The organism is Pseudomonas tremae, assembly GCF_001401155.1.
GTDB classification, from domain to species: Bacteria; Pseudomonadota; Gammaproteobacteria; order Pseudomonadales; family Pseudomonadaceae; genus Aquipseudomonas; species Aquipseudomonas tremae.
In genome coordinates, this window is record NZ_LJRO01000438.1 from 1 (window position 1) to 24613 (window position 24613).

Consider the following 24613-nt stretch of genomic DNA (forward strand, 5'->3'; position numbering starts at 1 on the left):
AACAGGATCGGTCTTTCCTTTATTTCAGACATGACTTCGTCCTTGCCGCACACGCGGCTGACATTGAGTTAATTGGTGTAGTTTTGATGAGCGGGATACGATGTCGAGAGCGTGGAGATGTGAACTAATTCAATAGCATCCTAATAAATTAAACTTTATTCACTTTTGGCGAGATGCACCTGCTGTCACAAAGCATGTACAGTATTTAAGTAGCAGTTTATCTGCTATGTTACATATAAATCAGATGCTCTTATTCTGTCAGACTGTATGCTATTCGAGGAAGTATCATGAACATTACAAAAAAAACAGTTCTGAAAGGAATTGTCGTGACGACGTTCGCAGTGATTGGTTTGCAAGGCTTCGCCTTTGCTAGCACTCGCACAGAAGCCTCACCTGCCTCTGCTGTTGAAAAATATGCTCCAGTGCAGGAGTCGGGTAAAGGCATGACCCGAGACACCAAAATTGTACCTGCGCAAGCAGCTTCCCGCTTAAGGTCAAGCACTCGCATCTATAACGCATGCGATGACAATGGTATGCCTTGCCCACATGGCTAATGCACCTGAGTGTTACAGAAGCCGCGAAGTATATTTTCGCGGCTTTAGATTAAAATTATTTCAATGCTGTTATAAGTTATTTAAACGTCGTCTATCAAAAATTTCTAGGCCATGACTCTTCCTTGCTGCACACGCGGCTGATATTGAGCTAACTGGTTTAATCTTTATTAGGGTGATGCGGTGATAAGTGCGTGGGGAGTCAAGAAAATTTAGCGTCACCTTAACAAATTGGATGTTTTTAACATTTAATAAGTACACCTTTGTCAAAGGTTATGTATAGTATTTTTGTAGCAGCTTATATGCTATGCAACATATAGCTATAGGCTTTTACACGGTTGAGCCATTAGTCATTCTGAGGAAATACAATGAACAGCATTACTAGAAAATCCGTTTTGAAAGGGGTTGTCGTGACAACTGTCGCAGTGATTGGCTTGCAAGGCATGGCATTCGCAGCGGCTTTCAAGCCATCCGCTCCTGTGGCCGATGTGAACCATGCGCTTGTGCAGGACGCAGGCAAGAATATCTCCAAGGACTCGAAAGCAGCGCCTATACAGGTAGCTGGCCGCATGTCATTAGGCACGAATCGCAATCAATGCGATATCGATCCCCTCCATTGTGGTGGCTAACGCTGCCGCAATTAAAACTGTTGCCGCAAAATAAGATTTGCGGCAGCACTTTAGTTTGGCTAGCAGTCGCCAGAAGAGATTGATTATGTTAGGGCTCCTACTGGCTGTCAGCCTATCGAAGCCCGCCGTTAAGTGTTTCATTTGTAGTCCGGGTTCAAGCTCTGGCAGATAGGGCGGGCGCATGCTCGACACCACTGGCTAGGCCTGCATGTAAGTCGACCTTGGTGCCGGCGAGCATTCCCGCTATCTGAGCGTTGAGGTCGAGCTCTGACCCTCTCACCTTTCTTGCTTTGCCCACCTGCTTGTCAGCAAGGTAGGTGTCAATCAGCGCTTGGTGCTGGGCTTCAACTGCTACAAGCCCAGGCCCTGCGCCTTTGTGTTCGGGCGTCATGTTTTCTTCGCCGCGCGGCACCAACTGTTGCAACTTGCTCTGTACCGCGAACACCCAAGCAATCGCAAAGTGATCGCCGGCAGTAGTGGCGGAATAGTTGCTCCGGTGAATACCAGCGCGAACCTCAGCGATGTAAGCGTTGCGAGCCTTGGTAAGCTTCGCAAGAAGAGTCTCGTAGGCGTACAGAGCGATATGCTGAGCAGGGCTCACTCCCATAAACTTGGCACGCTCTACGCGGTTTTTTTTCGTATCGCACCAATGGGTGTAGCGCAGGGCTTTCACGTTAAAAAAACCGTGGCCACAACTGCGCTAAGGTGTTGATCCCATACCGGGCGGCGCGCAGCTCTCCGCCCGCCGATCACCGGCTGGCTCTTCAGGGAAGGGGGTTACGGGTACTGGCGGGAAATTTGGTCGGCGATGGCTTCCAGCTGCTCGGCCATGTAATACATATCGTTGTTGTCGCGGCGGGATACGACTGGGGACCGGGCCACGTTGCGGCCCATGAGGATGCGCGCCGCGATGCGAATCAGCTCGGCTTCCAGTTTTCTGCTCACCCAGCCTTTAGGAAGAATCAAAGCTCCATATACTCTGATTCGTCGCCATCGCCGGGCGCAGATCCAGCCTTCGCGAGCGCGATCACTTTTTCTGCCTGCTCAAGCAGCTCAGGGTAATGGTCGTTCCAGTTCTGCTTATAGGCTTTGGCGAGTATCGCTTCGAGAGCTTTAAGGAGCTCGGGAGCAGTGCGCATCAGGTAAGCGTTCGCCCAGCTTTGGTCGCCGATGAAGTGCTTGATGCCGTTGTGATCCATTGCCGTGATCGTGGCGATTTCCAGAGGCTCGCCATCTCTTTCAACGCCAATGCAGTAGTCTTGACGGTCTACTAACCATTGTTCTTTGGTGTGGTTGCTCATTAACAATCGCTCCAGTTCATGCCCTGGATGTACTCGCAAGCGACCATAAGGCTATCTGCCGGAACGGTGCTTTCGGTTTTACATCGCCGAAATACGCAATAGCGGCCTTGGCGCGCTCAAGCGACAGTTGGGCATGTCTCAACTGCCATGCTTTGCACTGTTTGTATGAGCGCAGCGCTAGCTCTTTACTGGTGTAGGCGAACCGCCCACCGTGCTCGCCACCATCCTTGAGCACCCGCTTGCGATATTGCTTAAGCAGCGATTCCCGCTGAGATTCCCGCTGAGATTCACCGAACAGGCTGTCGTGGAATTCAGACACGATGTACCAGCACTGCTCGGTTTCACCGACAACCACGTAACGCCTGCTAGTGACCGACAGGCCCTTTGGGTCTGATTCGTCGACGTATCGATAATGGTCCGGGCCGAGCTTTTGCTTTTCTTCGGGCATGACTTCGTCCTTGCCGCACACGCGACTGACATTGAGTTAATTAATTTGGTTTGATGAGGGGATTCGGTAGCGAGAGCGCAGAGAGACGAGCTAATTCAATGGCATCCAAACGAATGAAACTTTATTCACTTCTGGCGCGATACGCCTGTTGTCACAAAGCATGTACAGTCTATCCATAGCAGCTTGTCTGCTATGCACATATAAGTCAGATGCACCAATACTGTCGAACCATTGGTTATTAGAGGAAATATCATGAGCATTACAAAAAAAACTATTCTGAAAGGGCTTGTATTGACTACTGTCACGGTGATGGGCTTGCAAGGCATGGCCTTTGCGAGCACCCGTGCACAAGCCGCACCTGCTGCGATTGAAAAATATGCTTCCGTACAGGCTTCGGGTAATAGCGTTGTCCGCGACTCCACATCAGTGCCTGTGCAAGTAGCTTCACGCTTAAAATCAGGTTTGAGAATCAATAATGCGTGTGATGCCACTGTTAGTAATTGCCCGCACGGCTAAACCATCTGACTGATACAGTAGCCGCAAACTAATACTTTGCGGTTTTATAGTGAAAGTGTCCAAATATCACGAATGACTTTTACAGAGTCTATTAACCTTTTCTGGGGCGAGGCTTCGTCCTTGCCGCACACGCGACTGACATTGAATTGATTGAGAGGGGGTTGTTACTGCGGGGGTGTCCGGGCCCACCGGGCAAAAGTGAGGCCCTGTCAAACCCTTGGAGAAGCGCTTTATGAGTTCAAGTATCGGCCTTTCGGCGGTGATACTCGGTTGTTTCGGCACTGCCTGGGCAGCTGCACGCCAGCAGATTGGCCTTCTGGTCATGACTGGTCGACGTTCAACTTCGCAACGTCATCAAGGCAGGCATTACACGGCTCGTACCAACCATCCTCAAGGCCGCGATGAAAAACTTCACGTTTGCCGTTACATGCTCCGCAAACGTCAGGTTCTTTCACTGGCTCGCCCAGTCGTATCGAAGAACCGATGCGCTCCGACACTTCGTCGAATATAGAAGCGGTTGCGGCGCCAAGATCAATGCCCAGCTTGAACGCCAAAATATTGAGATAGCACTGAATGTCGGCAAGCTCTCTTGCGATATTTGGCAGTGCTGATTCTAGCGAGTAATCATCTCGATCAACCTTCTTGATGATGTTGGCGCACTCATCTGCTTCGCCGGTCAGCGCGTTCATCCAGTGTGCAGGCTGCCAGTTTTGTTCGCACAGCTTGTATTTTGACGATGCCAAGCGCTTCACGTTTGCTTGGCGCAATTTCTGAAAGCTCAAGCCGTCAAGTTCCGCCTCCCCGCCGAGCGCTGGCGGTTGATCTGCTTCGGCCTGCTGCTCAAAGTAAGCCTGCGTCACGGTGCGCATCTGTGTGAAAACTCCGCACGGGCCGAGCTTTTGAACTTCGTCCTCGATGCGACTGAACTGGCTACGAAGCCAGTCGGGTATTGGGTGCTTGCTCATGATTTCACCCCGACTACTTTCTCCAAGTCTTCAAACACGCGGCGGTAGGCGCTGCTACCTTGGTTTGCGATCCGTGCTACCCGCAGCGTTTCGATAGCCGCAGCCCGCAACCCATCCCGCTCATTCGAAACGTCGGCCAACTGCTGGCGGAGGCCATCGATTGTGCTCATTGCGGAGTTGACGTTCTGGGCGCCCAGCACTGCTGCATTCACTACCGGATTGCCCGAAGAAAATGTTTCGTCGCAAGCATTGACCAGTTCAAGCATCGTCTTATTCATTTCGATTCCTTCGCGCTCTGCGCATAACGGGCCTGACGCGCTTTGAAGCAGGCCTTGTGGTTTCCTCGGGCGCGGTAGCCATTGCAGATATCGCAAAGGCCATCGCGGGCCAGCCAGGGGGTGGGCAGGTTTTCGGGTTTGGTGGGGCTGCGTAGGGCGTTCAAGCTGCTCGCTCCACCCAATCAGACGGACGTCTAACCGGGTTTTCGAAAAACCAAGGCGCGCCTGCCAACTGCCCAATCACCCGGCATTGTTCAGCGATCAGCGCCGCCTTGGCCTGGAAGAATTTGTCTTTGCCAGCCTTGGCGGCGAAGTGAGGCGTTCCTGACACCGCGACATCTGTGCATGGCGGGAATCCGGCCACAAATCGGACACAGCCCGAAGATATCGCCTCTCGACGGACAGGGAAGAACTCAGTCACCGGTATCGACTTATCAAGACTGGGTTCGGCTCGCGCGATCACAGCACTGGTAGTGAAGCTGAAAGAGGATATGCGGGGCAGGGGGCTTGCTTCTGGCTGGCAGGAAAAAGCGATGAGGGGGTAGAACGAAAAAGCCTGGCGCTGGGCCGGGCGATCGCGAGTCCTTATGATGCTTGGTGGGTCTTGAGGATTAAGGCGCCAAGGCGATGCGCCGCGATACATGGGAAGGGCTGATAGGAAAAACCAAGCGATTGAACTGCTTAGTGGGTGGCGGTGATGGCATTAGCCAGTTGTAGGTCGGACATCAAAGGCGATTTGGCAGTGCAGCGGTAGTGCTGGACTGCCTGCTCAAATTACGCGCCACGGATCTCGCCATCTGAGCCGATAAAAGTTAGAGCATCGTCACGAGCTGGCGTAAAAAAGTCAGCGATTTTTTCGGATGACATTGTAGTCCCCAAAGCCATCGCGAGCGTACTTAACCTGACGTAATCAGCGGCTTTTACCTTAGCAATCCAGGCTTTGCACTTGTCGCCGTCACCCTCATCGAAGCCCTGGGAGGTCGGGATGCTGGAAAAATCATTTCCGTCGCGAGTGACGGTCGCTGGCTGAATAAGCACGATTTTTTCTTCGGGCATGACTTCGTCCTTGCCGCACACGCGGCTGAAATTGAGTTAATTGGTGTAGTTTCGATGAGGTCGATTCGGTGTCGAGAAGGCGGAGACGTGAGCTAATTCATTAGCAACCAAACGAATGAAACTTTATTTAACTTTTGCGCGATACAGCTGTCGTCACTAAGCATGTACAGTATTTCCATAGCAGTTTGTCTGCTATGCCACCTATAAATGACTAGAGGAAACACCATGAACATCACAAGAAAATCCGTTCTGAAAGGGCTTGTCGTGACTACTGTTGCAGTGGTTGGTTTGCAAGGCATTGCATTCGCAGCGGCTTCCAAGCCATCCGCTCCTACAGCCGATGGGAGATACGCTCTTGTTCAGGACGCAAGCAATGCCTCCAAGGAGTCGAAATCAGCCCCTATCCAGGTAGCGGCGCGTATTCCAAATGATCCGCAGCTCAATGATCCATGCCGTAACATCCGAGACTGTGACTAACACTATCGCTATTAAAACAGCTGCCGCAAAATAAGATTTGCGGCAGCACAGCTGAAGCACATAGGCATCTGGATGCGCACTATATACGCGCGCGTCCTGATCAGCCCCATTCAGGTCTTGAACTTATTGACCAATACTCCAAATGAGGCGGCAAGGCGAGAAAGCTCGGCGCTGGAGGCATTGGTTTGGTGTGCGCCAGTTGCGGTCTGAGTGGAGATGTCTTGAATATTAACCAAGTTTCGGTCTACTTCTCGAGCGACGTGAGCTTGCTCTTCGGCGGCACTCGCGATCACGAGATTTTTCTCATTAATCATTGAGACACCTTCGGTAATTCTGTCTAGCGCGTAGCCTGCCTGAATGGCTTGATCACGGGTTTCTCCTGCAAGGCTCCTACTGTTATTCATCGCGATCACTGCTTCATCCGCACCCGCACGAATTTGGGCCATCATTGCCTCAATGTCTGCGGTCGATGCCTGCGTTCGGTGCGCAAGGGCACGTACTTCATCGGCTACTACCGCAAAGCCGCGACCCTGCTCGCCAGCCCTGGCTGCCTCAATTGCGGCATTCAACGCCAAAAGGTTGGTTTGCTGAGCTATGGACTGAATGACTGCAAGAACTCCCGTGATCTCATTGACTCTGGTGGCGAGTACCGTGACCTTTTCAGTCGATTGAGAAATCTGCTCTGCCATTGTATTAACCGATCCAACAGCATTCTTTACTTGATCACGTCCTTCAATAGCACTGCGGCTAGTTTCTTCAGAGGACTCAGATGCTCCTGAGGCATTGCGCGCTACCTCCTCCACAGCGGCTGTCATCTGGTTCACCGCCGTGGCGGCTTGCTGGATTTCATCGTTCTGGCGTATCAGTGCTTTGGAACTTTCCTCCGTAACTGCATTCAGTTCTTCGGACGCAGATGCCAATTGATCAGCCGCACCAGCGATCTCTTTAATCGTATCTCTTAAGTTAACTTGCATGGTGCTTAGTGCTGATTGCAGTGTGCTGATCTCGTCATTTCCATTCACATCAATTTTTTGAGAAAGGTCGCCGTCGGCCACTTGTTTTGCGGTCCGTAGAGCTCCTGAAAGCGGTCGAGTGATCGAGCGTGTTACCAATAAACCCAGAATAATTGCAGCAACAAACGCGATAACTACGCCTATGCCCAATGAACCGTAAGCGGCGCTCGAAGTCTTCGCGGCTTCTAGTGCGACGTCGTCACTCTGGCGCTTGTTAGACGCTACTATTATTTTTAGCTCATCATTTGCGTTCTTGTATGCAGGGTCCACCTCTTGTGCGAATACCCTGCTCGCGCTTTCAAGGTCACCGTTCGCCGCTAATCCGATCACGCGAGAGGATGCGTTAATGTACGCTGGCCAGTCTTTCTCAAACTGATCACCTGCAGCTTTTTCATCGTCTTCCAGAGGTGTTTGCCGGTACGCATTGAATAGTTGCTCTACCTCTTTTTGGTTGTCAGCTATGGACTTCAATACTTCGTCGTATTTAGCTTGGTCTGCCTTTGCATATTTATACAGCAGTGCGCGGTGCAAGTCGCGATAGTGTGCTATAGCATTTGAGCGTGCGTTACTCGTGTTGTATACAGAGACGAGGTTGTTGCTTACAATCCCATCTACGCTGTTTTTGAGGCCAGTGATGCCCATGTATCCGACAAGGCCGACGCCTAGCGTGACAACTGCGCATACTACGAACGCAGAAATCAGGCGTGTTGATAACATAGTGCCGCGTAAAAGATTCATCGCCGTGCAGCCTTCCTTGATTTCCCTATCCGAACTAGAAGGGTAATGCAGTTGTATCGGCCAGCTACTGCCTTTCCTGCAGTAGGTTGCGACCAGCGGCACACGTTATACAACGCGGAGCCGCCGGATGTTCGTTGCAGCTCTCCTCATAGCGCTCTCAAGCCACGTACCTGATCAGCATCGCTGGCAAGGCAGCGATTGCCAGGGCGCAATTGGCTTGGCGAGCAGCAGCCAGAATAGATTGATCGTGCTGCCACCTGATGTTGAGCTGATGTGCGCCTCGGGTCGTTCGCTCGAGCGAGCGCTGCCATAGTTGGCGGGTTGACGCTGTTCCCGCACATATTAACTTGCCGGGTTTTGGTGAATGGCTTGCCGTCTGCACCGCGAATGATGACGTAGTCGTCGGGGAAGCCCTGAGCCTTGTACAAATCGGACGGTTTGAGCATCCGCAGGCTTTGAATCTAACGAGCTATTTAAAGCGAGCGTTGAGCGCCGAACCCGTTTCGCGCTGCGCTGCTTCAATGACAAGCCTCAGGCTTTTCAGAACTACACAATGGATAACCGTTGAGCTTCTTCAATTGCCTTGCCGACGCCAAGGCGAATAGCTCAATAAGCTTACACTTCACCGCTGAGTGGTTTGCAATGAATTGACCCAAGTCGGGCAGATGAGGCGCTTGGGGTAATCCTTTACCTACTGAGTTTGTCGAGGGCTTCGTTCAATGCAGCTATTGCAGCTAAAGCCCACAAGTGATGCTGCTCTGTACTGTGTCCGATCGTTACGTCGTATCCGAGCATTGACGATGCATGAGAACGCAGGCTTTCGATGTTTTCGGCAGCGTAAGGGGCGTACTTTTTGAGATGGTTGCCCAAATTCTCTACAAGTATGGATATCGCACTGAACGCCGCAGCGCGGTGAAACAAATCGTCGGTTCCGCGTGCAGCGTTGAGAAGATCCTCGATTTTATTGAGAGCCTGTTTTGGATCGTTCATGCGCATATCTCGGTAGGTAAACCTCAAGCGAGGCCAAAAGCTACTACTCGATCTGTGCTTACGCCACTGTCTTTCCATACAGGCTGAGTGGATGGCCAGCTATTTGTTAATCTCTGGCTTTGCTCAAAAACGAATAAACACGTGAGTTCTGATAGGGCAATCGGCGTTGGCACTTTTGGCTGGATGTTCTTTCGGTAGGCCCAACGAACCAGATCAACAACGCTTTCCATCTCCCCCAAAAATAATTTGACATATGTTATTTGTGATCACATATTGACCCCCATAAGAACGCCAATATGAGTCACTCCCATGACAGATCGTCCGATCCTCCTGCCCGCCATGCGGCAGGTTTCCCGCGATACCCTCCAGGATCAGGTTTACCGGCAGATCCGTGAAGCGCTCATGAGCGGGCGCTTTCAGCCAGGACAGAAGCTGACGATTCGCGGTCTAGCCGAGGCGTTGGGGTCCAGTCCTATGCCGGTGCGTGAAGCTTTGAACCGGCTCAGCGCCGAAAACGCGTTCGAAGTCACTGAAACCGCCCGGCTGCGCGTGCCCATGATGACTCCGGAACGGCTGCGCGAGATTCGCGATGCCAGAGTCGCACTCGAAGGCCTGTTGGCCGAGAAAGCAGTCATCCTCATCAACGACACCGATCTTGAAGACATCAGCCTGCTGTGCGGGCAGATGCAGCAGGCTGCTGACAGCGTTGATGTGGCCCTGTATCTGTGGACCAACTTTGCTTTTCATCGGCGTATTTATGCGGTGGCCAAGGCTGAGCTGATCGTTGCTGCTGTCGAGAATTTCTGGCTGCACATAGGCCCGTGTTTCGCACTTGTTGCGCCTGACAGGGCGCACCTCCAGCGTTCGATGGAGGCGCACAACCGGATCGTCGAGGCGCTGACGGTGCGTGACGGAGCGGCCGCTCGTGCCGCGGTCACTGACGACATCATGCAGGCCGCCGATTCTCTGACGCGGCTGATCGCAAAGAGCGACCACTCAAGGTCGCGTGTCTCGGGAGTGAAAAAGCATGAGTGTTCTTGATCGGCTGATTCCCTATGCAGGTTTGCGGGTTCTGATATCTGGCGGTGCCGCCGGAATCGGTGAAGTGCTGGCGGCTGCCTACATGGAGGCGGGCGCAAAGGTTCATGTGTGCGATGTCAGCGAATCGGCCCTTGCGGCGTTTGTAGAGCGTTACCCGGACAGTGTTGCCACCCGCGCAGACGTTGCTGATCCGGCGCAGGTCGAAGCGGTGTTCAGGGTGCAGCGTGAGCGATTCGGCGGTCTTGATGTGCTGATCAATAACGCCGGCATCGCCGGTCCGACCGCAGGCATCGATGCGATCACCGAGGACGAGTGGCAGCGCACCATCGACATCAACCTCACCGGGCAATACCGCTTTGCTCATCACGCAGTGCCGTTGCTCAAGGCGTCGCCCAATGGGCATCTGATCCATATCGCCTCTGTCGCCGGTCGTTTGGGCTATGCCTGGCGCACGCCCTATGCCGCGACCAAATGGGCGATCGTTGGACTGATGAAATCGCTGGCGTCCGAGTTGGGCGAGAGTGACATCCGCGTCAATGCCTTGCTGCCCGGCATCGTCGAAGGCCCGCGGATGGACGGGGTGATTCGTGCCCGTGCGCAGCAGATGAATGTGCCTGAGGAGGAGATGCGTGAGGAGTACCTGAAAAAGATTTCGCTCAAGCGCATGGTCACCGCCGAGGACGTTGCCGCGATGGCGCTGTTTTTGTGCTCGCCCGCAGCCCGCAATATCACGGGGCAGGCCATCAGTGTGGATGGCAACGTCGAATACCTCTGAGTTTTTGTCCCGCAGCATCAATGGCCGCACACCTTCCGGTTGATGTTGCACATCAGACTTCTCGCCAACAACAAGAATGGAGAACGCTCATGCCAAAAAAACGTCCGGTCATCATTACCTGCGCAGTGACGGGGGCGATCCATACGCCCTCGATGTCGCCGCATTTGCCGATCACTCCGCAGGAAATCGCCGATGCTGCCGTCGGTGCAGCGGAGGCGGGGGCCTCCATCGTTCACTTGCATGCTCGCGATCCGGTTGATGGGCGACCCAGTCAGGATGTCGATCTGTTTCGGCAGTTTCTGCCTCAGATCAAGGCGAAAAGCGATGTGGTGATCAATATCACTACTGGCGGGGCGCCGACCATGGGAGTGGAAGAGCGTTTGCAGCCAGTCGCGCAGCTCAAGCCGGAACTTGCCTCGTTGAACATGGGATCGATGAACTTCGGGCTGTACGAAATGCTCGATCGCTACACCGAATTCAAACACGACTGGGAGCGCCCGTATCTGGCCGAGAGCGATGACCGGATATTTCGTAACACCTTCCGGGACATCGCTCACATTCTCAATACCTGCGCCGAGAACCGCACACGCTTTGAAATCGAATGCTATGACATCGGTCATTTGTATACCGCTGCGCACTTTCTGCAACGCGGGCTGCTCAAGGCACCGATTTTCATCCAGTCTGTCTTTGGTTTGCGCGGCGGGATCGGTGGGCACCCTGAAGACCTTGCGCATATGCGGCGTACAGCCGACCGTCTGTTTGGCGACGCGTACCAGTGGTCGATTCTGGGCGCCGGTCGCAATCAGATCCCGCTGGGCACCATGGGCCTGTCGATGGGCAGTCATGTGCGGGTCGGCCTCGAAGACTCGCTGTGGGACGGACCGGGCAAGCTGGCAGCCTCCAATGCCGAGCAGGTCAAACGCATTCGCACGGTGATCGAAGCCCTGGGCGGGCGCGTGGCCACGCCGGACGAGGCTCGCGAGATGCTCGATCTGAAGGGGCAGGACAAGGTTGATTTCTAGGTATTCATGATGCTGTTCCTGTGCGGGTATGTTTCCTGACATGCGTTACCCGCTGATCGCCGCAAAACGTGTCATCTCAATAACAACAAGACAGAGGTGAAAAATGCGTATCGAAATAGTTGTCGACGTGAAAACCACGCTGGGCGAAGGCCCGGTCTGGGATGTCGAGCAACAGCGTCTTTACTGGATCGACAGCTTCGACGGTCGTGTTCTGCGCTGCACGGATGATGGCCGCGAGTTGCGCGCCTGGGATGTCGGCCAGAAGATTGGCTCCATGGCCCTGCGCAAGAATGGCGACTCGGCGCTCGTGGCGTTGCAGACCGGCATCTACAACCTTGACCTGCCAACGGGCGATCTCAAACTGATAATCGACCCGGAGCCGGAGCTGCCGAACAATCGGCTCAATGATGGCAAGGTGGACCGGCAGGGCAGGTTCATCGTCGGTTCAATGGACACTCTTGAAGATAATGCCAGCGCCAGACTGTATCGCCTCGACCCGGACCTGAGCCTGCACACGCTGGATGAAAACATCATCGTGTCCAACGGACCGTGCTGGAGCCCGAGCGGTGAAACGTTCTATTTTGCCGACACCTGGTCCGGGGATATCTGGACCTATGACTACAACAATGCCACTGGCGCAGTCGCCAACAGACGCACCTTTGCCAAGGTCGACACCTCTGCGGGAGGTGCGGCGGATGGCTGCACTGTGGATGCCGAAGGCTGCCTGTGGCAGGCGCTGGTCTACGCCGGAAAACTGGTGCGCTACACCCCTGACGGACAGGTGGATCGCGTCATCGACATGCCTGTAAAAAAGGTGACCAGCCTGACCTTCGGCGGTCCGAATCTGGACACGCTGTTCGTCACCTCCATGGCCAAACCGCCGTTACCACGCTTCCCGGAGGACGGTCAGCAGCGCGGTGCGTTGTTCGCCATCACCGGGCTGGGCGTGAAGGGCATTGCTGAACGGCGCTTCGCCAGCTAGCCCGACAACAGACTGAACCTGAACGTTAAGGACGACTGAACCTTCTCGCCAGGGCGTGTGCTACACGCCTGGAGATTTCCCATGCCAAACAAGAATGCATCGCTGGGCAAGATTCATCGATTTTCGTGGGTGTCGTTGTTGGTGTGCTGGATGATCTGGATTCTGAATGCCTATGATCGCGAGATCGTATTGCGCCTGGGCCCGACTATTTCCAAGCATTTCGAATTGTCTGCAGATCAGTGGGGGACGGTGGCCACTGTCGTCATGCTGGCCTTGGCGGTTCTCGACATTCCAGGTTCTATCTGGAGTGACCGTTACGGCGGCGGCTGGAAGCGGGCGCGTTTCCAGGTGCCACTGGTGCTGGGCTATACAGCGCTGTCCTTCCTCTCGGGTTTCAAGGGGTTGAGTGGCAGCCTGGCCAGTTTCATTGCGTTGCGGGTAGGGGTGAATCTGGGCGCTGGCTGGGGCGAGCCGGTCGGTGTCAGCAACACTGCTGAATGGTGGCCCGTGGAGCGTCGTGGGTTTGCCTTGGGCGCCCACCACACCGGTTACCCCATAGGTGCTATGCTCAGCGGCATTGTCGCCAGCTTTGTGATCACCACATTTGGTGAGGATAACTGGCGTTACGTGTTCTTTTTCGCCTTCGTAGTGGCTCTGCCGTTGATGATTTTCTGGGCGCGCTACTCGACGGCCGAGCGTATTACCAAGCTGTATGTGGACATTGCTGCCAAAGGCATGACCCCGCCGGACAGCACACCGTCGACCAACGTCAAAGGTCAGGTCTGGAAGTCGGTCAAAGCAACGTTGAGTAACCGCAATATTGCCCTGACTGCCGGTAATACCCTGCTCACGCAAGTGGTTTACATGGGCGTGAATATTGTCCTGCCTGCCTATCTGTACAACATCCTCAACCTGTCATTGGCTGAATCGGCTGGCATGAGCGTCGTATTCACCCTGACCGGGATTCTCGGGCAACTGATCTGGCCGTCGTTGTCGGACATCATCGGCCGACGCATTACCTTGATCATCTGCGGGGTATGGATGGCAGTCAGCGTCGGTGCCTTTTACTTTGCCAACACCATACTGATCGTCATCGCGGTGCAGTTGCTGTTCGGTCTGGTGGCCAACGCGGTCTGGCCTATCTACTACGCAGTCGCGTCCGATTCTGCGCAACCTTCGGCGACATCGACTGCCAATGGCATCATCACCACCGCGATGTTCATCGGCGGCGGTATTGCTCCGGTATTGATGGGAACCCTGATATCCATGGGCGGCGGCTGGAGCAGCCTCAGTGGTTACACCGTGTGCTTCTTCGTGATGGCTGGCTGCGCATTGGGCGGGGCGTTTCTGCAACTATTTTCACATCGCCCCGAATCGCTGACAGTGCAGCGGAGCGTGTGATGTTTCCACGTCCCGAGCTCTTGGGTTCGGGACGTGCCAGTGCTGAAGCACCTGTTCTGCAAAAGTGCCCACTTTTCGGGGCGACACTGCCCGTCCGCGGTCTCATTAGTTGCTCTATACGCGACATGGTCAGCGTCGTAAACGGGATGTGTGGCGTTTTTTTGGTCGGAAATTTGACATCTCGAACTGTCAAATTATTGGAGTTTCCATAGCTGAAATTCTGTAAATGCTAATTATAATTAAATTTATTTATCTATATTTATCAATGAGTTATCTTGAATTAGAGCTTTTATTCAGCGTCAGTGCAGATGCCGCCTCTAAAGTTACTGAGCAAGCGGGCGAAATGGGTAATATCCAAATGATATTATTCGCGTGAAATGGTTCAACGCATTTTTGCGAGTGATTACGCCCATGCAAGCCACGGAACGGCTATGTTCAGGATCGACATCATGTTCAGCAAACTCAGTATCTCGCAAAAGCTCTATTTCAGTTTTGTCGCGATAGTCATACTTATTGCCGTGCTGGTAGCCAGTGCTTACAGAGGCTTCGAGCAGGTAGAAGACGCCACCAACAACAACGTCCACACTTATCAAGTGCTGAGCGACGCACAGTTGGCTCTTGAGCAACTGATCAACATCGAGACAGGCATGCGAGGCTTCGTCATCGCGTCGAAAGACACATTTCTCGAGCCGTTGGTAGCGGGTCAGCGGCGCTTTGCTGAAGAACTTGATTCGCTCAAGCGCCTGACATCTGATAATGCCGAACAACAGCGTCGTCTGGCCACTCTGGGGGAGACCCAGAAGCGCTGGATGGATGAGGACATCAACCCGATCATCGCCCTGCGTCGTGACCTGACCGCACGCAATATGCCGGATGACGAACTGGATGCGCGCATTACCTCCGGTGCCGACAAAGCCAAGATGGACGGCATGCGCGCTATTCTGAGCGAAATCAGCGCTGTCGAAAACAAGCTGCTGGTGGTAAGAACCCAAGACATGGTGGACGCCAAACATCTCGCCATCATGATCCTCATGTGTGGCGGCCTTGCAGCGGCTGTCCTCGCGGGAATCCTGGCTACGTTATTGGGTCGCAGCACTACCGCACGCCTGCAGCTGGCTATTGATGCTGCAACTGCCATTGCCAATGGCAAACTCGACACCGTGATCGATACCAGCAGCCATGACGAACTGCCGAAAGCCTTTGACCGCATGCAGAATCGCTTGCGCGAAATGATTCATCAGATCAGCCAGGCAGCCAATCAGTTGGTAGTTGCCGTGCAACAGATTTCCGGCGCATCCGAGCAACTTTCCGGCGCAATTCAGGAACAGTCGACGTCCGCCTCAATGATGGCGGCTACCATCGAAGAACTGACTGTCAGCATCCACCACGTTTCCGAAAACGCCGACGAGGCCCACCAGCTCGCCAGTCGTTCGGGCCAGCAGTCCAAAGATGGTGCGCAGGTCATCGAGAGTACGCTGTCCAGCATGAACGGCATCGCCAAGACCGTGCAGCTTTCGTCTACTCAGGTTGCAGGCCTGGGTCAGCATTCCGAGCATATCTCGTCGATCATCAGTGTGATTCAAGGTATTGCCGACCAGACCAACCTGTTGGCGCTCAACGCTGCCATCGAAGCCGCACGTGCCGGCGAGCAGGGTCGCGGCTTCGCGGTTGTTGCCGACGAAGTTCGCCTGCTGGCGCAAAACACTGGCAAGTCCACCAAGGAAATCGCCGGCATGATCGAGAAGATCCAGGCGGGTGTACGTGAAACAGTCGAAAGCATGCGCAGCGGTGTTCAAGAAGTTAACCAGGGCGTCGAAATGGCTGGCACGGCTGGTCAAGCCATCATCGAAATCCGCGACAGCTCGAGCAAGGTTCTACAAGTGGTCGATCAGATATCGTTCGCATTGCGCGAGCAGACGGTCGCCAGTCAGGATGTAGCGCGCAACGTCGAGCGTTCTGCGCAGATGGCCGAGCAGAACAACATGTCGGTGCAGGAACTGCTCAAAACCAGCGGTGGCCTGAAGAGCCTTGCCACCAGCTTGCAGGCGGAAGTGGGTAAATTCAAACTGTAAGGCCATTGTGCTAGCAGATCGGTAGATAGATCCACATCACCGCAAACGCCCGGTATCAGACTACAGATGATGCCGGGCGTTTTTGCGTGTGGGTCCAGGGTGATAGCGCGTCGTGAAGGCGGATACTGGATTTGTTTGCTATTGCTTCGGGTGTATTGATAGGCGCCAAGCAATTGTCGAGGTCCTGAAGGAATGAATACCTCTCAGCCCCGTCCTTCAGCCTGAGCCCCATAATTTAATAGTACCCAAGCGTGCGCAAGGTTTCGGCGGTCCTGATCACAGGCACAAGCCGCGACTCCAGTTCCGAGAACCACTCTGGCCAGCGCCAGGAACCGTCTGCTTTTTGAACGAGATAGCGTGCTTCCCAGTCTCGTCCGCGTGGAACTGCATCTGGAACCGAACGTGACAGATCAGTGAGATCTGTTTGAGTGAAGCCTGTCTCTAAAAGAACTCTCGTTCGGCAAAGTGCTTCGTGATAATCGGGCGTTTGCTCAAGACCCAGTTGTATCGAAACAGGAAGCAGAGCGACGAGCGCTTGTTCAAGCTTTCTCAGTTGCTGGATGCGCTCCGCTTCGGTATAGCGGTGTTCAGTCATTTTGACTTCACCATAGAGAAATACTGATGAACGAAGATGAAAAGTATATCGCTGACAGCATCAAGACATGGGTATGGTCCGGATTTTACAGTGCGGAAGAAATGAACGAGATGCTCGAAGACATCATAGAAGATGACTGTGATGTTATAGCGCTCAAGGCTTTGATCCCGCAGGAGTTGCAGTCCAAATTCGACACCGAGCGTTCCTGGCCCCAGGTAACGGACTGTGATCGACTGGACAGTGTTTTCTACGCCTTGCACGAAGCAGGTATCTGCGCGTTGTCGAATGCGGGTTACACGATGTCAGACGGCTATTCGGAGGTTGCCCAGGCCATTCACGAAGCACCGGAAGGTCATTATCACGGTTACTGCTTTTATCATGGGCAGGATGTCGAGCGTGTGGTTGAAGGTAGCGAGCTGATGATCGCCTTTGGTTCGCTTGATGATGATCCAGTGCACGGCGTCAAGGTTGGTCAGACAGTCTGCGCGGCGTTAAAAACTGCAGGCTTTCAGGTGGCGTGGAATGAAAGCGATGAACAGCGCATCGAAATCCACGCAATGAAGTGGCAGCGCAGGTTGGCACAGGACTGACGCCTTGCTAAATCAACGCTGCGCCAGAATGCTCTCCAGCAAGCCGGGAAAGCGGCTTTCCAGTACTTCAGTCCGCAATGAATTCATGTGCGTGGTACCGATGTTCCGCGTCTGTACCAGCCCCGCATCGCGCAGCACTCGGAAGTGATGGGACATGCTGGACTTCGGGCGACCACCGTCCAGTTCCCCACACGTGGCTTCGGCTACGCTTGCCAGGCAGCGTACGATGCCCATGCGCACAGGGTCGCTCAAGGCGTAAAGCACGCGTTCGAGGGTGAGGTCTTCGGCTTCTGGATGTTGGAAGGTTCGCATAGGGTGCATGATATCAAGGCTTCCGTTCATTGCCATAGTTCGATTACCATCGAACAACTGAAAATCAAATTCATACGGCCTACGGGAGCTTTTCAATGTCTGCATTGTTCGAATCGTTCAAACTGAAAGACGTCACGCTACGCAACCGAATCGCCATTCCGCCGATGTGCCAATACTCGGCAATCGACGGGGTTGTCAACGATTGGCACCAGGTTCACATTGCCAGCATGGCACGTGGCGGCGCCGGTTTGCTGGTGGTTGAAGCCACCGCTGTTGCGCCGGAAGGGCGCATCACCCCCGGTTGCACCGGTATCTGGAATGATGAGCAGGCACAGGCGTTTGTGCCGATCGTCAAAGCCATCAAGGATGCAGGCTGTGTGCCGGGTATCCAGATCGCACACGCAGGCCGCAAAGCCAGTGCCAACCGTCCGTGGGAAGGCGACGATCATATTGTCGCTTCCGATTCACGCGGCTGGGAGACCATTGCCCCGTCCGCCATCGCCTTCGGTGACAATCTGCCGAAAGTCCCGCGCGCCATGACGCTGGAAGACATCGCTCGCGTTCGCCAGAACTTCGTCGATGCTGCCCGTCGTGCCCGTGATGCTGGCTTCGAATGGATCGAATTGCATTTTGCCCACGGTTATCTGGGGCAGAGTTTCTTTTCCGAGCATTCCAACCAGCGTACCGACGCGTATGGCGGCAGTTTCGATAACCGCAGCCGTTTCTTGCTTGAGACGCTGGCAGCCGTTCGTGAGGTATGGCCCGAAAACCTGCCGCTGACTGCGCGTTTTGGTGTGATCGAATATGACGGTCGTGACGAGCAGACGCTTACCGAGTCGATCGAGCTGGCGCGTCGCTTCAAGGCCGGTGGTCTGGACCTGTTGAGCGTCAGCGTGGGTTTCAGCACGCCGGACGCCAACATCCCTTGGGGGCCAGCGTTCATGGGGCCGATTGCCGAGCGCGTGCGTCGCGAAGCGGATATTCCGGTGACCAGCGCCTGGGGTTTTGGCGAGCCGAAACTGGCTGAAGAGGCGGTGAAGTCAGGTCAGCTCGACTTGGTTTCGATAGGTCGTGCGCACTTGGCCGACCCGCACTGGGCGTACTTTGCAGCGAAAGAACTGGGCGTCGAAAAATCGGCCTGGACCTTGCCTGCGCCTTACGCTCACTGGCTTGAGCGTTATCGCTAAGCGGCTGGCACTAGCAGGGGCGGCATCGTTCGATGCTTGCCCCTTCAACGCTTAGATTCGTTATGTAAATCGGCTCCCACCGCTTCTTTGTCTGCTTTTGCCTGACCTGACCTTCTCACTGACTTTCGTACAGAGCCTGTGCTGTTTGTTGGCGATCCGGTTTGTCGGGCAAAGGCAGCGGGAGTGCGTGGGCGCTTGTGTTCCAGGCGCTGTGCAGGTCCCAAGCGCCTGATGAGCGCACCTTCCATATCTTGAGTGTCACACCGCTCTGCTTACATCACGTTGGGCGGGTTGATCTGGCGCATCTCGAACGTCCTGATACTGTTTAAAAATGCGGAAATTAATTTATTTATCGGTGATACGGCCGATATACACCTATATATGCAGCGCTCTGCTTGCCCAAGCCTTCTGGAACAGGAGTCTCATGGACCCGCGTCTCGCTGGACTTTCATTTTTGCTCACGCTGGGGTGGACCGGTGCGGTGCTTCTCGTCATCTGGTTTTATTCCTGAACACGAGGGGCAATTACTGTGTGTGGGTGAGCGCCCCAGGATTTATGCCCGACCGGTGATCCGGCAGGTTGAATAGGACGTATCAGGCAGTGGCCAAATAGTGGCTTGCGAGATCGCTGAAGCAGGCTGCCTGCTTGTTGCACGATGTCGGTATCTGAACCTTGCCCTGATTTTTTGATGGTCAGCGCTATGGCGGACATTGAGAAAGACGATTATCTGGTTTTATTGCAAGGCGCCACAGTCCACCTACACAGGTGCGTGGGGCCAGGCGGCGTAAACCGAAGTTAAACCCCAACAACATCCATAGATGTTTACCCGCAGAGTATTTTCACATGTCGACCTTAATAGAAAGCATCTCCAGGGACAGAGCCGGGGTACAGCTGGACCTTCACTCGCTGATGACCGCCATTGACAGGTCACAGGCGATGATCGAGTTCGATCTCGGAGGTAATATTCTGCGGGCCAACAGCAATTTTCTGGAGTGTGTGGGGTATCGGCTGGAAGAAGTCGAGGGTCGGCACCACCGTATGTTCTGTACGCCCGAACATGCGTCCAGCGTCGAGTATTCGACGTTCTGGGAGAAACTTGGCAAGGGCAATTTCGACGAAGGGCAATACAAGCGACTCGGCAAGAATGGTCGCGAGATATGGCTGCAGGCAACTTACAATCCGGTTTTCGATGAGCAAGGCAACCCTTTCAAAGTGGTGAAATTCGCCACTGACGTGACTCAGCAGCGCAAGGCTAACGCCGAATACGAAGGCAAGGTTGCCGCCATCGATCGCTCTCAGGGCGTCATTGAGTTCGACCTAAACGGTCGGGTGCTGCATGCCAATGAAAACTTCCTCAAAGTGCTGGGTTATCGCCTTGATGAAATTCAGGGCCAGCACCACCGCATGTTCTGTGACGAAGACTACCTGAACAGCCCGGCCTATCGTGCGTTCTGGGCCAAACTGGAGCGCGGAGAATACGATTCCGGCGAATACAAACGTATCGGCAAGAACGGTCGTGAACTGTGGATCAGCGCCACCTATAACCCGATTTTCGATCCTGACGGGCGTCCGTACAAGGTCGTCAAATTTGCCAACGACGTGACTGAAAGTCGTGCACGTCAGGCGGAGTTTGCGGGCAAGGTCACGGCGATCGAGCGCTCTCAGGCAGTGATCGAGTTCGACCTGGCCGGTAAGGTGCTTAACGCCAACCGCAACTTCCTCTCTGTGTTCGGTTACGAGCTTGATGAAGTCGTCGGGCAGCATCACCGCATGTTCTGCTCCGAGGAGTTCGTCAGCAGCCTGCAATACCGTGAGCTATGGGAAAAACTGGGCCGTGGCGAATACGACGCCAACGAGTACAAGCGCCTACGCAAGGATGGCAAGGAAATCTGGATTCAGGCGACCTACAACCCGATCTTCGATGCGCAGGGCAAGCCCTACAAAATCGTCAAGTTTGCACTCGACGTGACCGAGGCCAAGGAGACCAGCGTTGAGGACAAAGGCAAGGTCAATGCGATTGATCGTGCTCAGGCGGTCATCGAGTTCGATATGGCCGGTAATATCCTGGCTGCCAACGCCAATTTTCTGAAAGCGCTGGGTTACGGAATGCTGGAAATCAAAGGCCAGCACCATAGGATCTTCTGCGACGAAGAATACGTACGCGGTACCGAATACCGTGAGTTCTGGCACGGCCTGGGGCAGGGCGAGTTCTATTCGGGACGCTTTATGCGGGTCAGCAAATATGGTCAGCAGATCTGGATTCAGGCCACTTACAGCCCGATCTTCGATCACGACGGCATACCATTCAAAGTCGTGAAGTTCGCTACTGATATCACTCGTCAGGTCGAGATGGAGAAAGCCATCGAAGCCAAGACTCTTGCCATGCGCGAGTCGGTCAAGACGCTGATGGCGGCAATTTCCTACGTTGCGCAAAGCACTGACACTGCCACAGAGCTGGCCCGGCTGACCCGTGAGCAAGCCTCTCGTGGCTCGCAGACTCTGGTCAAGGCGTCTGATGCGATGAGCATGATCGCCAAGTCGGCCGAAGGCATCCAAGACATCATCCAGGTGATCAGCGAAATCGCCAGCCAGACCAACATGCTGGCGTTCAACGCCGCCATTGAGGCTGCCAGAGCCGGCGAGCATGGCCTCGGGTTCTCGGTGGTTGCCGATGAGGTACGCAAGCTGGCCGAGAAGTCCTCTCGGGCCACCAAGGAAATCAATAAGCTGATTCTTGAAACGGTTAGTCGGATCGAGTCAGGCAACGAGATATCGCAGTCCGCCGGTGAAGCCTTCGAGCACATCGTGGAAGGCGTTATGCAGACCACGCAGGCCATTGACGGGATCAACACTGCGACCGATAAACAGCGATTGTCGGCGCAACAAGTCGAAGCATTGATCACTGAGTTGCACAACGCCAACCTGAACGGGTACACCGAAACGCTGGATAAGGTATCGGTCGGACAGCCTGCATGAGCAGCCTGATCGCCTATGGGGTCGTGCAGATCAACGGCGTCTACCTCGCAGTGGTTGCTGACGCTCTGATGGAAGCCGTGCACTGGCCGGAAAATCTGCAGCCGCACCCGCTGACCCGAGGTGCGTTGCTGGGGGTTTTCACCTTGCGTGGCAAGCCGGTGCCACTTGTAGACTTGCGTGGCGAGCTTGCACAGGGTACCGAGGCTTCACCGCCGACGCCGCTGGTGGCGATTCTTAAATACAACGGGGGGTATCTGGGGCTGGCAATTGACGCGGTTTGCGACATTCTCAAGGCCCGGGATTCGCAGTTCAGCCCTCTGGGCTCCGATGGCGCCCGGCCCGGTCTGCTGCCATCGGTGCTGCTGGACGCCGACGAAGCGCGAATGGTCTATAAGCTGGATCTCGATGCGCTGACTCGTCTGCCCGGCGTGCTGTTTGCCTCCGACCCGAGCGCTCAGGTGCGCACTGAGCAGGCCCAGGCTGCCAAAAGTCGTCTGCTGCATTATCTGGTGTTCGAGTGCGATGAGCGTAACTTCTGCATCGATGCCAGCGTTGTGACTGAACTGGTCGATAACCCAGAGATTTCTCCATCGGATTTCCCCAGCGACTGCTGCTTCGGCGTCACTTCAGTACGCGGCACCAAGGTTCCTGCGCTTGACCTGTCTGAAGTGCTGGGACTGGATCATCGGCGCCAGACCACCAAGCCGCAATTGTTATTGCTGACCGCTGCGGATGGCCGGGTGTGCGGTTTTGGTTATGACCGCATGGTCGCTATCCAGCGCCAGGACCCGGACAGTCTGTTGGCAGCACCTGCCTACGGCCTGCCGCACCCGGAGCTGTTCGCCGGGGTGATGAACCTGGAGGAGGGCCGGCAAGCCCTGTTGCTCGATCACCCGATGCTGTTACAGCGCCCGGAAATCAAGAGTTACACTCAGGTCTACCAGCATGACGTCAAGCCCGCTCAGGCTTCACACGATGTGACCAAGGCCATGCTGCGTCATGCGTGCCTGCTGTTTGACGCGCCGACGCGCTTTGTGGCGCCACTGAGCCAGATTGTAGAAATCATGGGCGTGCCTACGCAGTTGATTGGTCTGCTGCAACCCGAGACTCATCTGATTGGTCAGTTCAACCTGCGTGGCGAGCAAGTGCCGCTGATCTGCCTCAGCAGTCTGCTCGGGGAGGGCGCACAGCCTCAATGCGAAGCGTCGCGTGTACTGATCGTGCGCGGCGATCGCCTGTGTTTTGGTTTCGCTGTGAGCCGAGTCGACGCGATCGACGCCTTCAACCAATTCGATCCGTCCATGCTGGACCAAGGCTGGCAAGCCAGCAACGGCAAGGGCATTTCAGTGAATGATCGGGTGCGTTCGCTGGTCAGTGTCGGTAGCCAGGAGCGCAGTTGGCGAGCGACCCTGCTCGACTTGCAGGGGCTGGCCAGGCAACTGGAATGCGGCCTCCCGCAGCGCCGGGCGGATGTGCAATCAGTCTGAACCGAATGCATCGCGTGTGGCCTTACTGAAATACCCACACACGGAGTATCCAGCCATGACCGAGAAAAAAGACGAGAAAAAACCAGAACCGGCCAGTGACGTACCAGCGCATTCAACGCCGGAAGAAAAGGAACGCCTGAAGGACTTCAACAAGGACGGCATTCCGCCTGGGGTCTGCTGACCGACTCAAGGTGCTATCACCAGAACGCCCGGCCTTTTCAGGTCGGGCGTTGTCGTTTGAGGGCCTTATGATTCATTCGCCGCCGTTGGCGAAATCCAGCAGACTGGCGCCTTCCATCCGGTAGCGCACCCATTCGCTTTGCGATTCTGCACCGATCGCTTCGTAAAACCGGATAGCCGGCTCGTTCCAGTCCAGCACGCTCCATTCCAGACGGCCGCAGTCGTTGGCCACTGCTTCGCGAGCAATATGCCGAAGCAGTTCGCGTCCGGCGCCGACGCCGCGCTGTTCAGGGGTGACGTAAAGGTCTTCCAGATACACTCCGTTACGCCCCAGCCAGGTGGAATAGCTGTAGAAATACACGGCGTAGCCAATCGGTGTGCCGTCGTACAGGCACATCAGTGCGCTCGCAGGGGCGTCGTCGGCAAACAGGGACTTTTGAATGTCTTTGGCGCTGGCCTTGACTTCATGCCCGGCGCGTTCGTAGATCGCAAGTTCGGTGATGAAGGCTAGAATCTGATCGACGTCGGCGACAGTGGCAGGGCGAATTTCGAGAGGCACGCAGGGATTCCTTGGCTGATGGGCGCCGCATGATAGCTGCAGTTGTCAGCCGCTCGATAGTCAGGCGTCGCGCAGCAGGTCGTTGGCATTGAGCAATTGGTAGGCGATTTGAGGGCGTGCCTCAAGGGCGCGGCGGATGGCAGCGGGGATCGACTGGCGGGCCTTGCGACAGAGCCCGATCTTCTCTTCGACGGCAATGCTGATACCGCGCATGGTGCGTACTTCATTGAAACCGGGGGCGATCTCGACGCGCACGCCCAGTTGCTCGAAAATCTTGCGCTGCATGTGCTCAAGGTCTTCCAGACTTTCGATGCGTTCCAGACGCTCTATAAGACTTTTTTCGGCCTCGCGTGTCAGTAGCAGAATCCGCAGGTCGGCATCCTCTGTGTCCAGCCGTTCGCGCTTGCAGTCGCAAGCGCCGGGCGGGCAGGGGTTACGGATCTTGGCAGGCGCATTCATCGACGCAGCATAG

Annotated in this window: 28 protein-coding genes and 3 pseudogenes; 15 read left to right on the top strand and 16 right to left on the bottom strand. The window is 54.9% G+C overall.

Annotated features, from left to right (window positions below; translation table 11 throughout):
• Positions 1–311 precede the first annotated feature (311 nt).
• Positions 312–554: a hypothetical protein gene (locus tag ALO43_RS29520; protein ID WP_083492237.1), complete on the top strand. Its 243-nt coding sequence runs from the start codon at positions 312–314 to the stop codon at positions 552–554.
• 392 nt (positions 555–946) lie between these two features.
• Positions 947–1180 (top strand): hypothetical protein, encoded by a 234-nt coding sequence (locus ALO43_RS23500; RefSeq protein WP_024669845.1) that lies wholly within the window; start codon positions 947–949, stop codon positions 1178–1180.
• A gap of 154 nt (positions 1181–1334) precedes the next feature.
• Here the strand turns inward: ALO43_RS23500 and ALO43_RS23505 are convergent, their stop codons facing one another.
• The 4 genes from ALO43_RS23505 to ALO43_RS23520 all read right to left on the bottom strand — a co-directional run bounded on the left by ALO43_RS23505 (position 1335) and on the right by ALO43_RS23520 (position 2929).
• Positions 1335–1853 (bottom strand): DUF7168 domain-containing protein, encoded by a 519-nt coding sequence (locus ALO43_RS23505; protein WP_235662558.1) that lies wholly within the window; start codon positions 1851–1853, stop codon positions 1335–1337.
• A gap of 104 nt (positions 1854–1957) precedes the next feature.
• The gene (locus ALO43_RS23510) at positions 1958–2146 is read right to left on the bottom strand and encodes a hypothetical protein (RefSeq protein ID WP_024689633.1); all 189 of its coding nucleotides are present in this window, start codon (positions 2144–2146) and stop codon (positions 1958–1960) included.
• Positions 2143–2481 carry a hypothetical protein gene (locus ALO43_RS23515; RefSeq protein WP_054998151.1) on the bottom strand — a complete coding sequence of 113 codons (339 nt, stop codon included), beginning with the start codon at positions 2479–2481 and terminating at the stop codon, positions 2143–2145. Before ALO43_RS23515 ends, ALO43_RS23510 begins: the two co-directional genes overlap by 4 nt.
• 16 nt (positions 2482–2497) lie before the next feature.
• The gene (locus ALO43_RS23520; RefSeq protein WP_122326330.1) at positions 2498–2929 is read right to left on the bottom strand and encodes a hypothetical protein; all 432 of its coding nucleotides are present in this window, start codon (positions 2927–2929) and stop codon (positions 2498–2500) included.
• A gap of 276 nt (positions 2930–3205) precedes the next feature.
• On the opposite strand from ALO43_RS23520, the gene ALO43_RS29525 reads away from it, so the two are divergent.
• Positions 3206–3445, top strand: a complete 240-nt coding sequence (locus tag ALO43_RS29525) for a hypothetical protein (RefSeq protein ID WP_080268167.1) — start codon at positions 3206–3208, stop codon at positions 3443–3445.
• Positions 3446–3765: 320 nt separating this feature from the next.
• On the opposite strand, the gene ALO43_RS23525 is transcribed toward ALO43_RS29525, so the two are convergent.
• The 4 genes and pseudogenes from ALO43_RS23525 to ALO43_RS32210 form a co-directional block, all read right to left on the bottom strand.
• On the bottom strand, positions 3766–4410 hold the full coding sequence (locus ALO43_RS23525) for a MazG-like family protein (RefSeq protein ID WP_054998152.1): 645 nt from the start codon (positions 4408–4410) through the stop codon (positions 3766–3768).
• Positions 4407–4688 (bottom strand): hypothetical protein, encoded by a 282-nt coding sequence (locus tag ALO43_RS23530; protein WP_005893430.1) that lies wholly within the window; start codon positions 4686–4688, stop codon positions 4407–4409. Before ALO43_RS23530 ends, ALO43_RS23525 begins: the two co-directional genes overlap by 4 nt.
• Entirely contained in the window at positions 4685–4852 is a 168-nt protein-coding gene (locus ALO43_RS30460; RefSeq protein WP_005893429.1) for a hypothetical protein, read from the bottom strand. The genes ALO43_RS23530 and ALO43_RS30460 overlap by 4 nt, the downstream gene beginning before the upstream one ends.
• A 517-nt stretch (positions 4853–5369) precedes the next feature.
• Positions 5370–5588, bottom strand: a pseudogene (locus ALO43_RS32210) (DUF2388 domain-containing protein); the annotation flags it as partial.
• A gap of 405 nt (positions 5589–5993) precedes the next feature.
• On the opposite strand from ALO43_RS32210, the gene ALO43_RS29535 reads away from it, so the two are divergent.
• Positions 5994–6221, top strand: coding sequence for a hypothetical protein (locus tag ALO43_RS29535; protein ID WP_083492238.1), 228 nt, complete (start codon positions 5994–5996; stop codon positions 6219–6221).
• Positions 6222–6331: 110 nt separating this feature from the next.
• Here ALO43_RS29535 and ALO43_RS32215 read toward each other — a convergent pair whose 3' ends face one another.
• The 4 genes and pseudogenes from ALO43_RS32215 to ALO43_RS23545 all read right to left on the bottom strand — a co-directional run bounded on the left by ALO43_RS32215 (position 6332) and on the right by ALO43_RS23545 (position 8962).
• Positions 6332–7195 (bottom strand): methyl-accepting chemotaxis protein, encoded by an 864-nt coding sequence (locus ALO43_RS32215; protein WP_371903753.1) that lies wholly within the window; start codon positions 7193–7195, stop codon positions 6332–6334.
• A pseudogene (locus tag ALO43_RS32220) lies at positions 7187–7972 on the bottom strand (MCP four helix bundle domain-containing protein); the annotation flags it as partial. The gene ALO43_RS32215 and the pseudogene ALO43_RS32220, both read right to left, overlap by 9 nt.
• A gap of 248 nt (positions 7973–8220) precedes the next feature.
• A pseudogene (locus ALO43_RS31675) lies at positions 8221–8424 on the bottom strand (hypothetical protein); the annotation flags it as partial.
• Between the two features lie 235 nt (positions 8425–8659).
• The gene (locus tag ALO43_RS23545; RefSeq protein ID WP_162010091.1) at positions 8660–8962 is read right to left on the bottom strand and encodes a hypothetical protein; all 303 of its coding nucleotides are present in this window, start codon (positions 8960–8962) and stop codon (positions 8660–8662) included.
• Between the two features lie 309 nt (positions 8963–9271).
• Here ALO43_RS23545 and ALO43_RS23550 point away from each other — a divergent pair, with 309 nt between their 5' ends.
• From ALO43_RS23550 to ALO43_RS23575, 6 genes are all read left to right on the top strand, one after another.
• Complete coding sequence (locus ALO43_RS23550) at positions 9272–10003, top strand: GntR family transcriptional regulator (protein ID WP_053480791.1); 732 nt, start codon at positions 9272–9274, stop codon at positions 10001–10003.
• Complete coding sequence (locus ALO43_RS23555; RefSeq protein ID WP_024671771.1) at positions 9990–10778, top strand: SDR family oxidoreductase; 789 nt, start codon at positions 9990–9992, stop codon at positions 10776–10778. Before ALO43_RS23550 ends, ALO43_RS23555 begins: the two co-directional genes overlap by 14 nt.
• Positions 10779–10867: 89 nt before the next feature.
• A complete protein-coding gene (locus ALO43_RS23560; RefSeq protein ID WP_024691368.1) occupies positions 10868–11800 on the top strand; it encodes a beta-keto acid cleavage family enzyme in 933 nt (310 codons plus the stop codon).
• A 103-nt stretch (positions 11801–11903) separates the two neighbouring features.
• Positions 11904–12782 carry an SMP-30/gluconolactonase/LRE family protein gene (locus ALO43_RS23565; protein ID WP_054998154.1) on the top strand — a complete coding sequence of 293 codons (879 nt, stop codon included), beginning with the start codon at positions 11904–11906 and terminating at the stop codon, positions 12780–12782.
• 81 nt (positions 12783–12863) lie between these two features.
• The gene (locus ALO43_RS23570) at positions 12864–14183 is read left to right on the top strand and encodes an MFS transporter (RefSeq protein WP_054998155.1); all 1320 of its coding nucleotides are present in this window, start codon (positions 12864–12866) and stop codon (positions 14181–14183) included.
• Positions 14184–14632: 449 nt separating this feature from the next.
• Positions 14633–16255: a methyl-accepting chemotaxis protein gene (locus tag ALO43_RS23575; RefSeq protein WP_024691365.1), complete on the top strand. Its 1623-nt coding sequence runs from the start codon at positions 14633–14635 to the stop codon at positions 16253–16255.
• A 235-nt stretch (positions 16256–16490) separates the two neighbouring features.
• Here the strand turns inward: ALO43_RS23575 and ALO43_RS29545 are convergent, their stop codons facing one another.
• Positions 16491–16850, bottom strand: a complete 360-nt coding sequence (locus ALO43_RS29545; RefSeq protein WP_081022034.1) for a hypothetical protein — start codon at positions 16848–16850, stop codon at positions 16491–16493.
• Positions 16851–16876: 26 nt separating this feature from the next.
• Here ALO43_RS29545 and ALO43_RS23580 point away from each other — a divergent pair, with 26 nt between their 5' ends.
• Positions 16877–17440, top strand: coding sequence for a DUF6891 domain-containing protein (locus ALO43_RS23580; RefSeq protein WP_005893414.1), 564 nt, complete (start codon positions 16877–16879; stop codon positions 17438–17440).
• 12 nt (positions 17441–17452) lie between these two features.
• Here the strand turns inward: ALO43_RS23580 and ALO43_RS23585 are convergent, their stop codons facing one another.
• Entirely contained in the window at positions 17453–17788 is a 336-nt protein-coding gene (locus ALO43_RS23585) for an ArsR/SmtB family transcription factor (RefSeq protein WP_005893413.1), read from the bottom strand.
• 59 nt (positions 17789–17847) lie between these two features.
• Here ALO43_RS23585 and ALO43_RS23590 point away from each other — a divergent pair, with 59 nt between their 5' ends.
• The 4 genes from ALO43_RS23590 to ALO43_RS31780 all read left to right on the top strand — a co-directional run bounded on the left by ALO43_RS23590 (position 17848) and on the right by ALO43_RS31780 (position 23583).
• Complete coding sequence (locus ALO43_RS23590; RefSeq protein WP_005893412.1) at positions 17848–18939, top strand: NADH:flavin oxidoreductase/NADH oxidase; 1092 nt, start codon at positions 17848–17850, stop codon at positions 18937–18939.
• Positions 18940–19782: 843 nt separating this feature from the next.
• A complete protein-coding gene (locus ALO43_RS23595; RefSeq protein WP_054998156.1) occupies positions 19783–21915 on the top strand; it encodes a methyl-accepting chemotaxis protein in 2133 nt (710 codons plus the stop codon).
• On the top strand, positions 21912–23402 hold the full coding sequence (locus ALO43_RS23600) for a chemotaxis protein CheW (protein WP_054998157.1): 1491 nt from the start codon (positions 21912–21914) through the stop codon (positions 23400–23402). The genes ALO43_RS23595 and ALO43_RS23600 overlap by 4 nt, the downstream gene beginning before the upstream one ends.
• A 55-nt stretch (positions 23403–23457) precedes the next feature.
• Positions 23458–23583, top strand: coding sequence for a hypothetical protein (locus ALO43_RS31780; protein ID WP_005617503.1), 126 nt, complete (start codon positions 23458–23460; stop codon positions 23581–23583).
• A gap of 72 nt (positions 23584–23655) precedes the next feature.
• Here the strand turns inward: ALO43_RS31780 and ALO43_RS23605 are convergent, their stop codons facing one another.
• Entirely contained in the window at positions 23656–24141 is a 486-nt protein-coding gene (locus ALO43_RS23605; RefSeq protein WP_054998158.1) for a GNAT family N-acetyltransferase, read from the bottom strand.
• Between the two features lie 60 nt (positions 24142–24201).
• Positions 24202–24600: a hypothetical protein gene (locus tag ALO43_RS23610; protein WP_053480794.1), complete on the bottom strand. Its 399-nt coding sequence runs from the start codon at positions 24598–24600 to the stop codon at positions 24202–24204.
• Positions 24601–24613: the final 13 nt, after the last annotated feature.

Excerpts from the sequence above, each read along its gene's own strand:
- ALO43_RS23515 (WP_054998151.1), bottom strand. The coding sequence starts at position 2,481 with ATGAGCAACCACACCAAAGAACAATGGTTAGTAGACCGTCAAGACTAC.
- ALO43_RS23520 (WP_122326330.1), bottom strand. The coding sequence starts at position 2,929 with ATGCCCGAAGAAAAGCAAAAGCTCGGCCCGGACCATTATCGATACGTC.
- ALO43_RS23525 (WP_054998152.1), bottom strand. The coding sequence starts at position 4,410 with ATGAGCAAGCACCCAATACCCGACTGGCTTCGTAGCCAGTTCAGTCGC.
- ALO43_RS23530 (WP_005893430.1), bottom strand. The coding sequence starts at position 4,688 with ATGAATAAGACGATGCTTGAACTGGTCAATGCTTGCGACGAAACATTT.
- ALO43_RS32215 (WP_371903753.1), bottom strand. The coding sequence starts at position 7,195 with ATGCAAGTTAACTTAAGAGATACGATTAAAGAGATCGCTGGTGCGGCT.
- ALO43_RS23545 (WP_162010091.1), bottom strand. The coding sequence starts at position 8,962 with ATGAACGATCCAAAACAGGCTCTCAATAAAATCGAGGATCTTCTCAAC.
- ALO43_RS23550 (WP_053480791.1), top strand. The coding sequence starts at position 9,272 with ATGACAGATCGTCCGATCCTCCTGCCCGCCATGCGGCAGGTTTCCCGC.
- ALO43_RS23555 (WP_024671771.1), top strand. The coding sequence starts at position 9,990 with ATGAGTGTTCTTGATCGGCTGATTCCCTATGCAGGTTTGCGGGTTCTG.
- ALO43_RS23560 (WP_024691368.1), top strand. The coding sequence starts at position 10,868 with ATGCCAAAAAAACGTCCGGTCATCATTACCTGCGCAGTGACGGGGGCG.
- ALO43_RS23565 (WP_054998154.1), top strand. The coding sequence starts at position 11,904 with ATGCGTATCGAAATAGTTGTCGACGTGAAAACCACGCTGGGCGAAGGC.
- ALO43_RS23570 (WP_054998155.1), top strand. The coding sequence starts at position 12,864 with ATGCCAAACAAGAATGCATCGCTGGGCAAGATTCATCGATTTTCGTGG.
- ALO43_RS23575 (WP_024691365.1), top strand. The coding sequence starts at position 14,633 with ATGTTCAGCAAACTCAGTATCTCGCAAAAGCTCTATTTCAGTTTTGTC.
- ALO43_RS29545 (WP_081022034.1), bottom strand. The coding sequence starts at position 16,850 with ATGACTGAACACCGCTATACCGAAGCGGAGCGCATCCAGCAACTGAGA.
- ALO43_RS23580 (WP_005893414.1), top strand. The coding sequence starts at position 16,877 with ATGAACGAAGATGAAAAGTATATCGCTGACAGCATCAAGACATGGGTA.
- ALO43_RS23585 (WP_005893413.1), bottom strand. The coding sequence starts at position 17,788 with ATGGCAATGAACGGAAGCCTTGATATCATGCACCCTATGCGAACCTTC.
- ALO43_RS23590 (WP_005893412.1), top strand. The coding sequence starts at position 17,848 with ATGTCTGCATTGTTCGAATCGTTCAAACTGAAAGACGTCACGCTACGC.
- ALO43_RS23595 (WP_054998156.1), top strand. The coding sequence starts at position 19,783 with ATGTCGACCTTAATAGAAAGCATCTCCAGGGACAGAGCCGGGGTACAG.
- ALO43_RS23600 (WP_054998157.1), top strand. The coding sequence starts at position 21,912 with ATGAGCAGCCTGATCGCCTATGGGGTCGTGCAGATCAACGGCGTCTAC.
- ALO43_RS31780 (WP_005617503.1), top strand. The coding sequence starts at position 23,458 with ATGACCGAGAAAAAAGACGAGAAAAAACCAGAACCGGCCAGTGACGTA.
- ALO43_RS23610 (WP_053480794.1), bottom strand. The coding sequence starts at position 24,600 with ATGAATGCGCCTGCCAAGATCCGTAACCCCTGCCCGCCCGGCGCTTGC.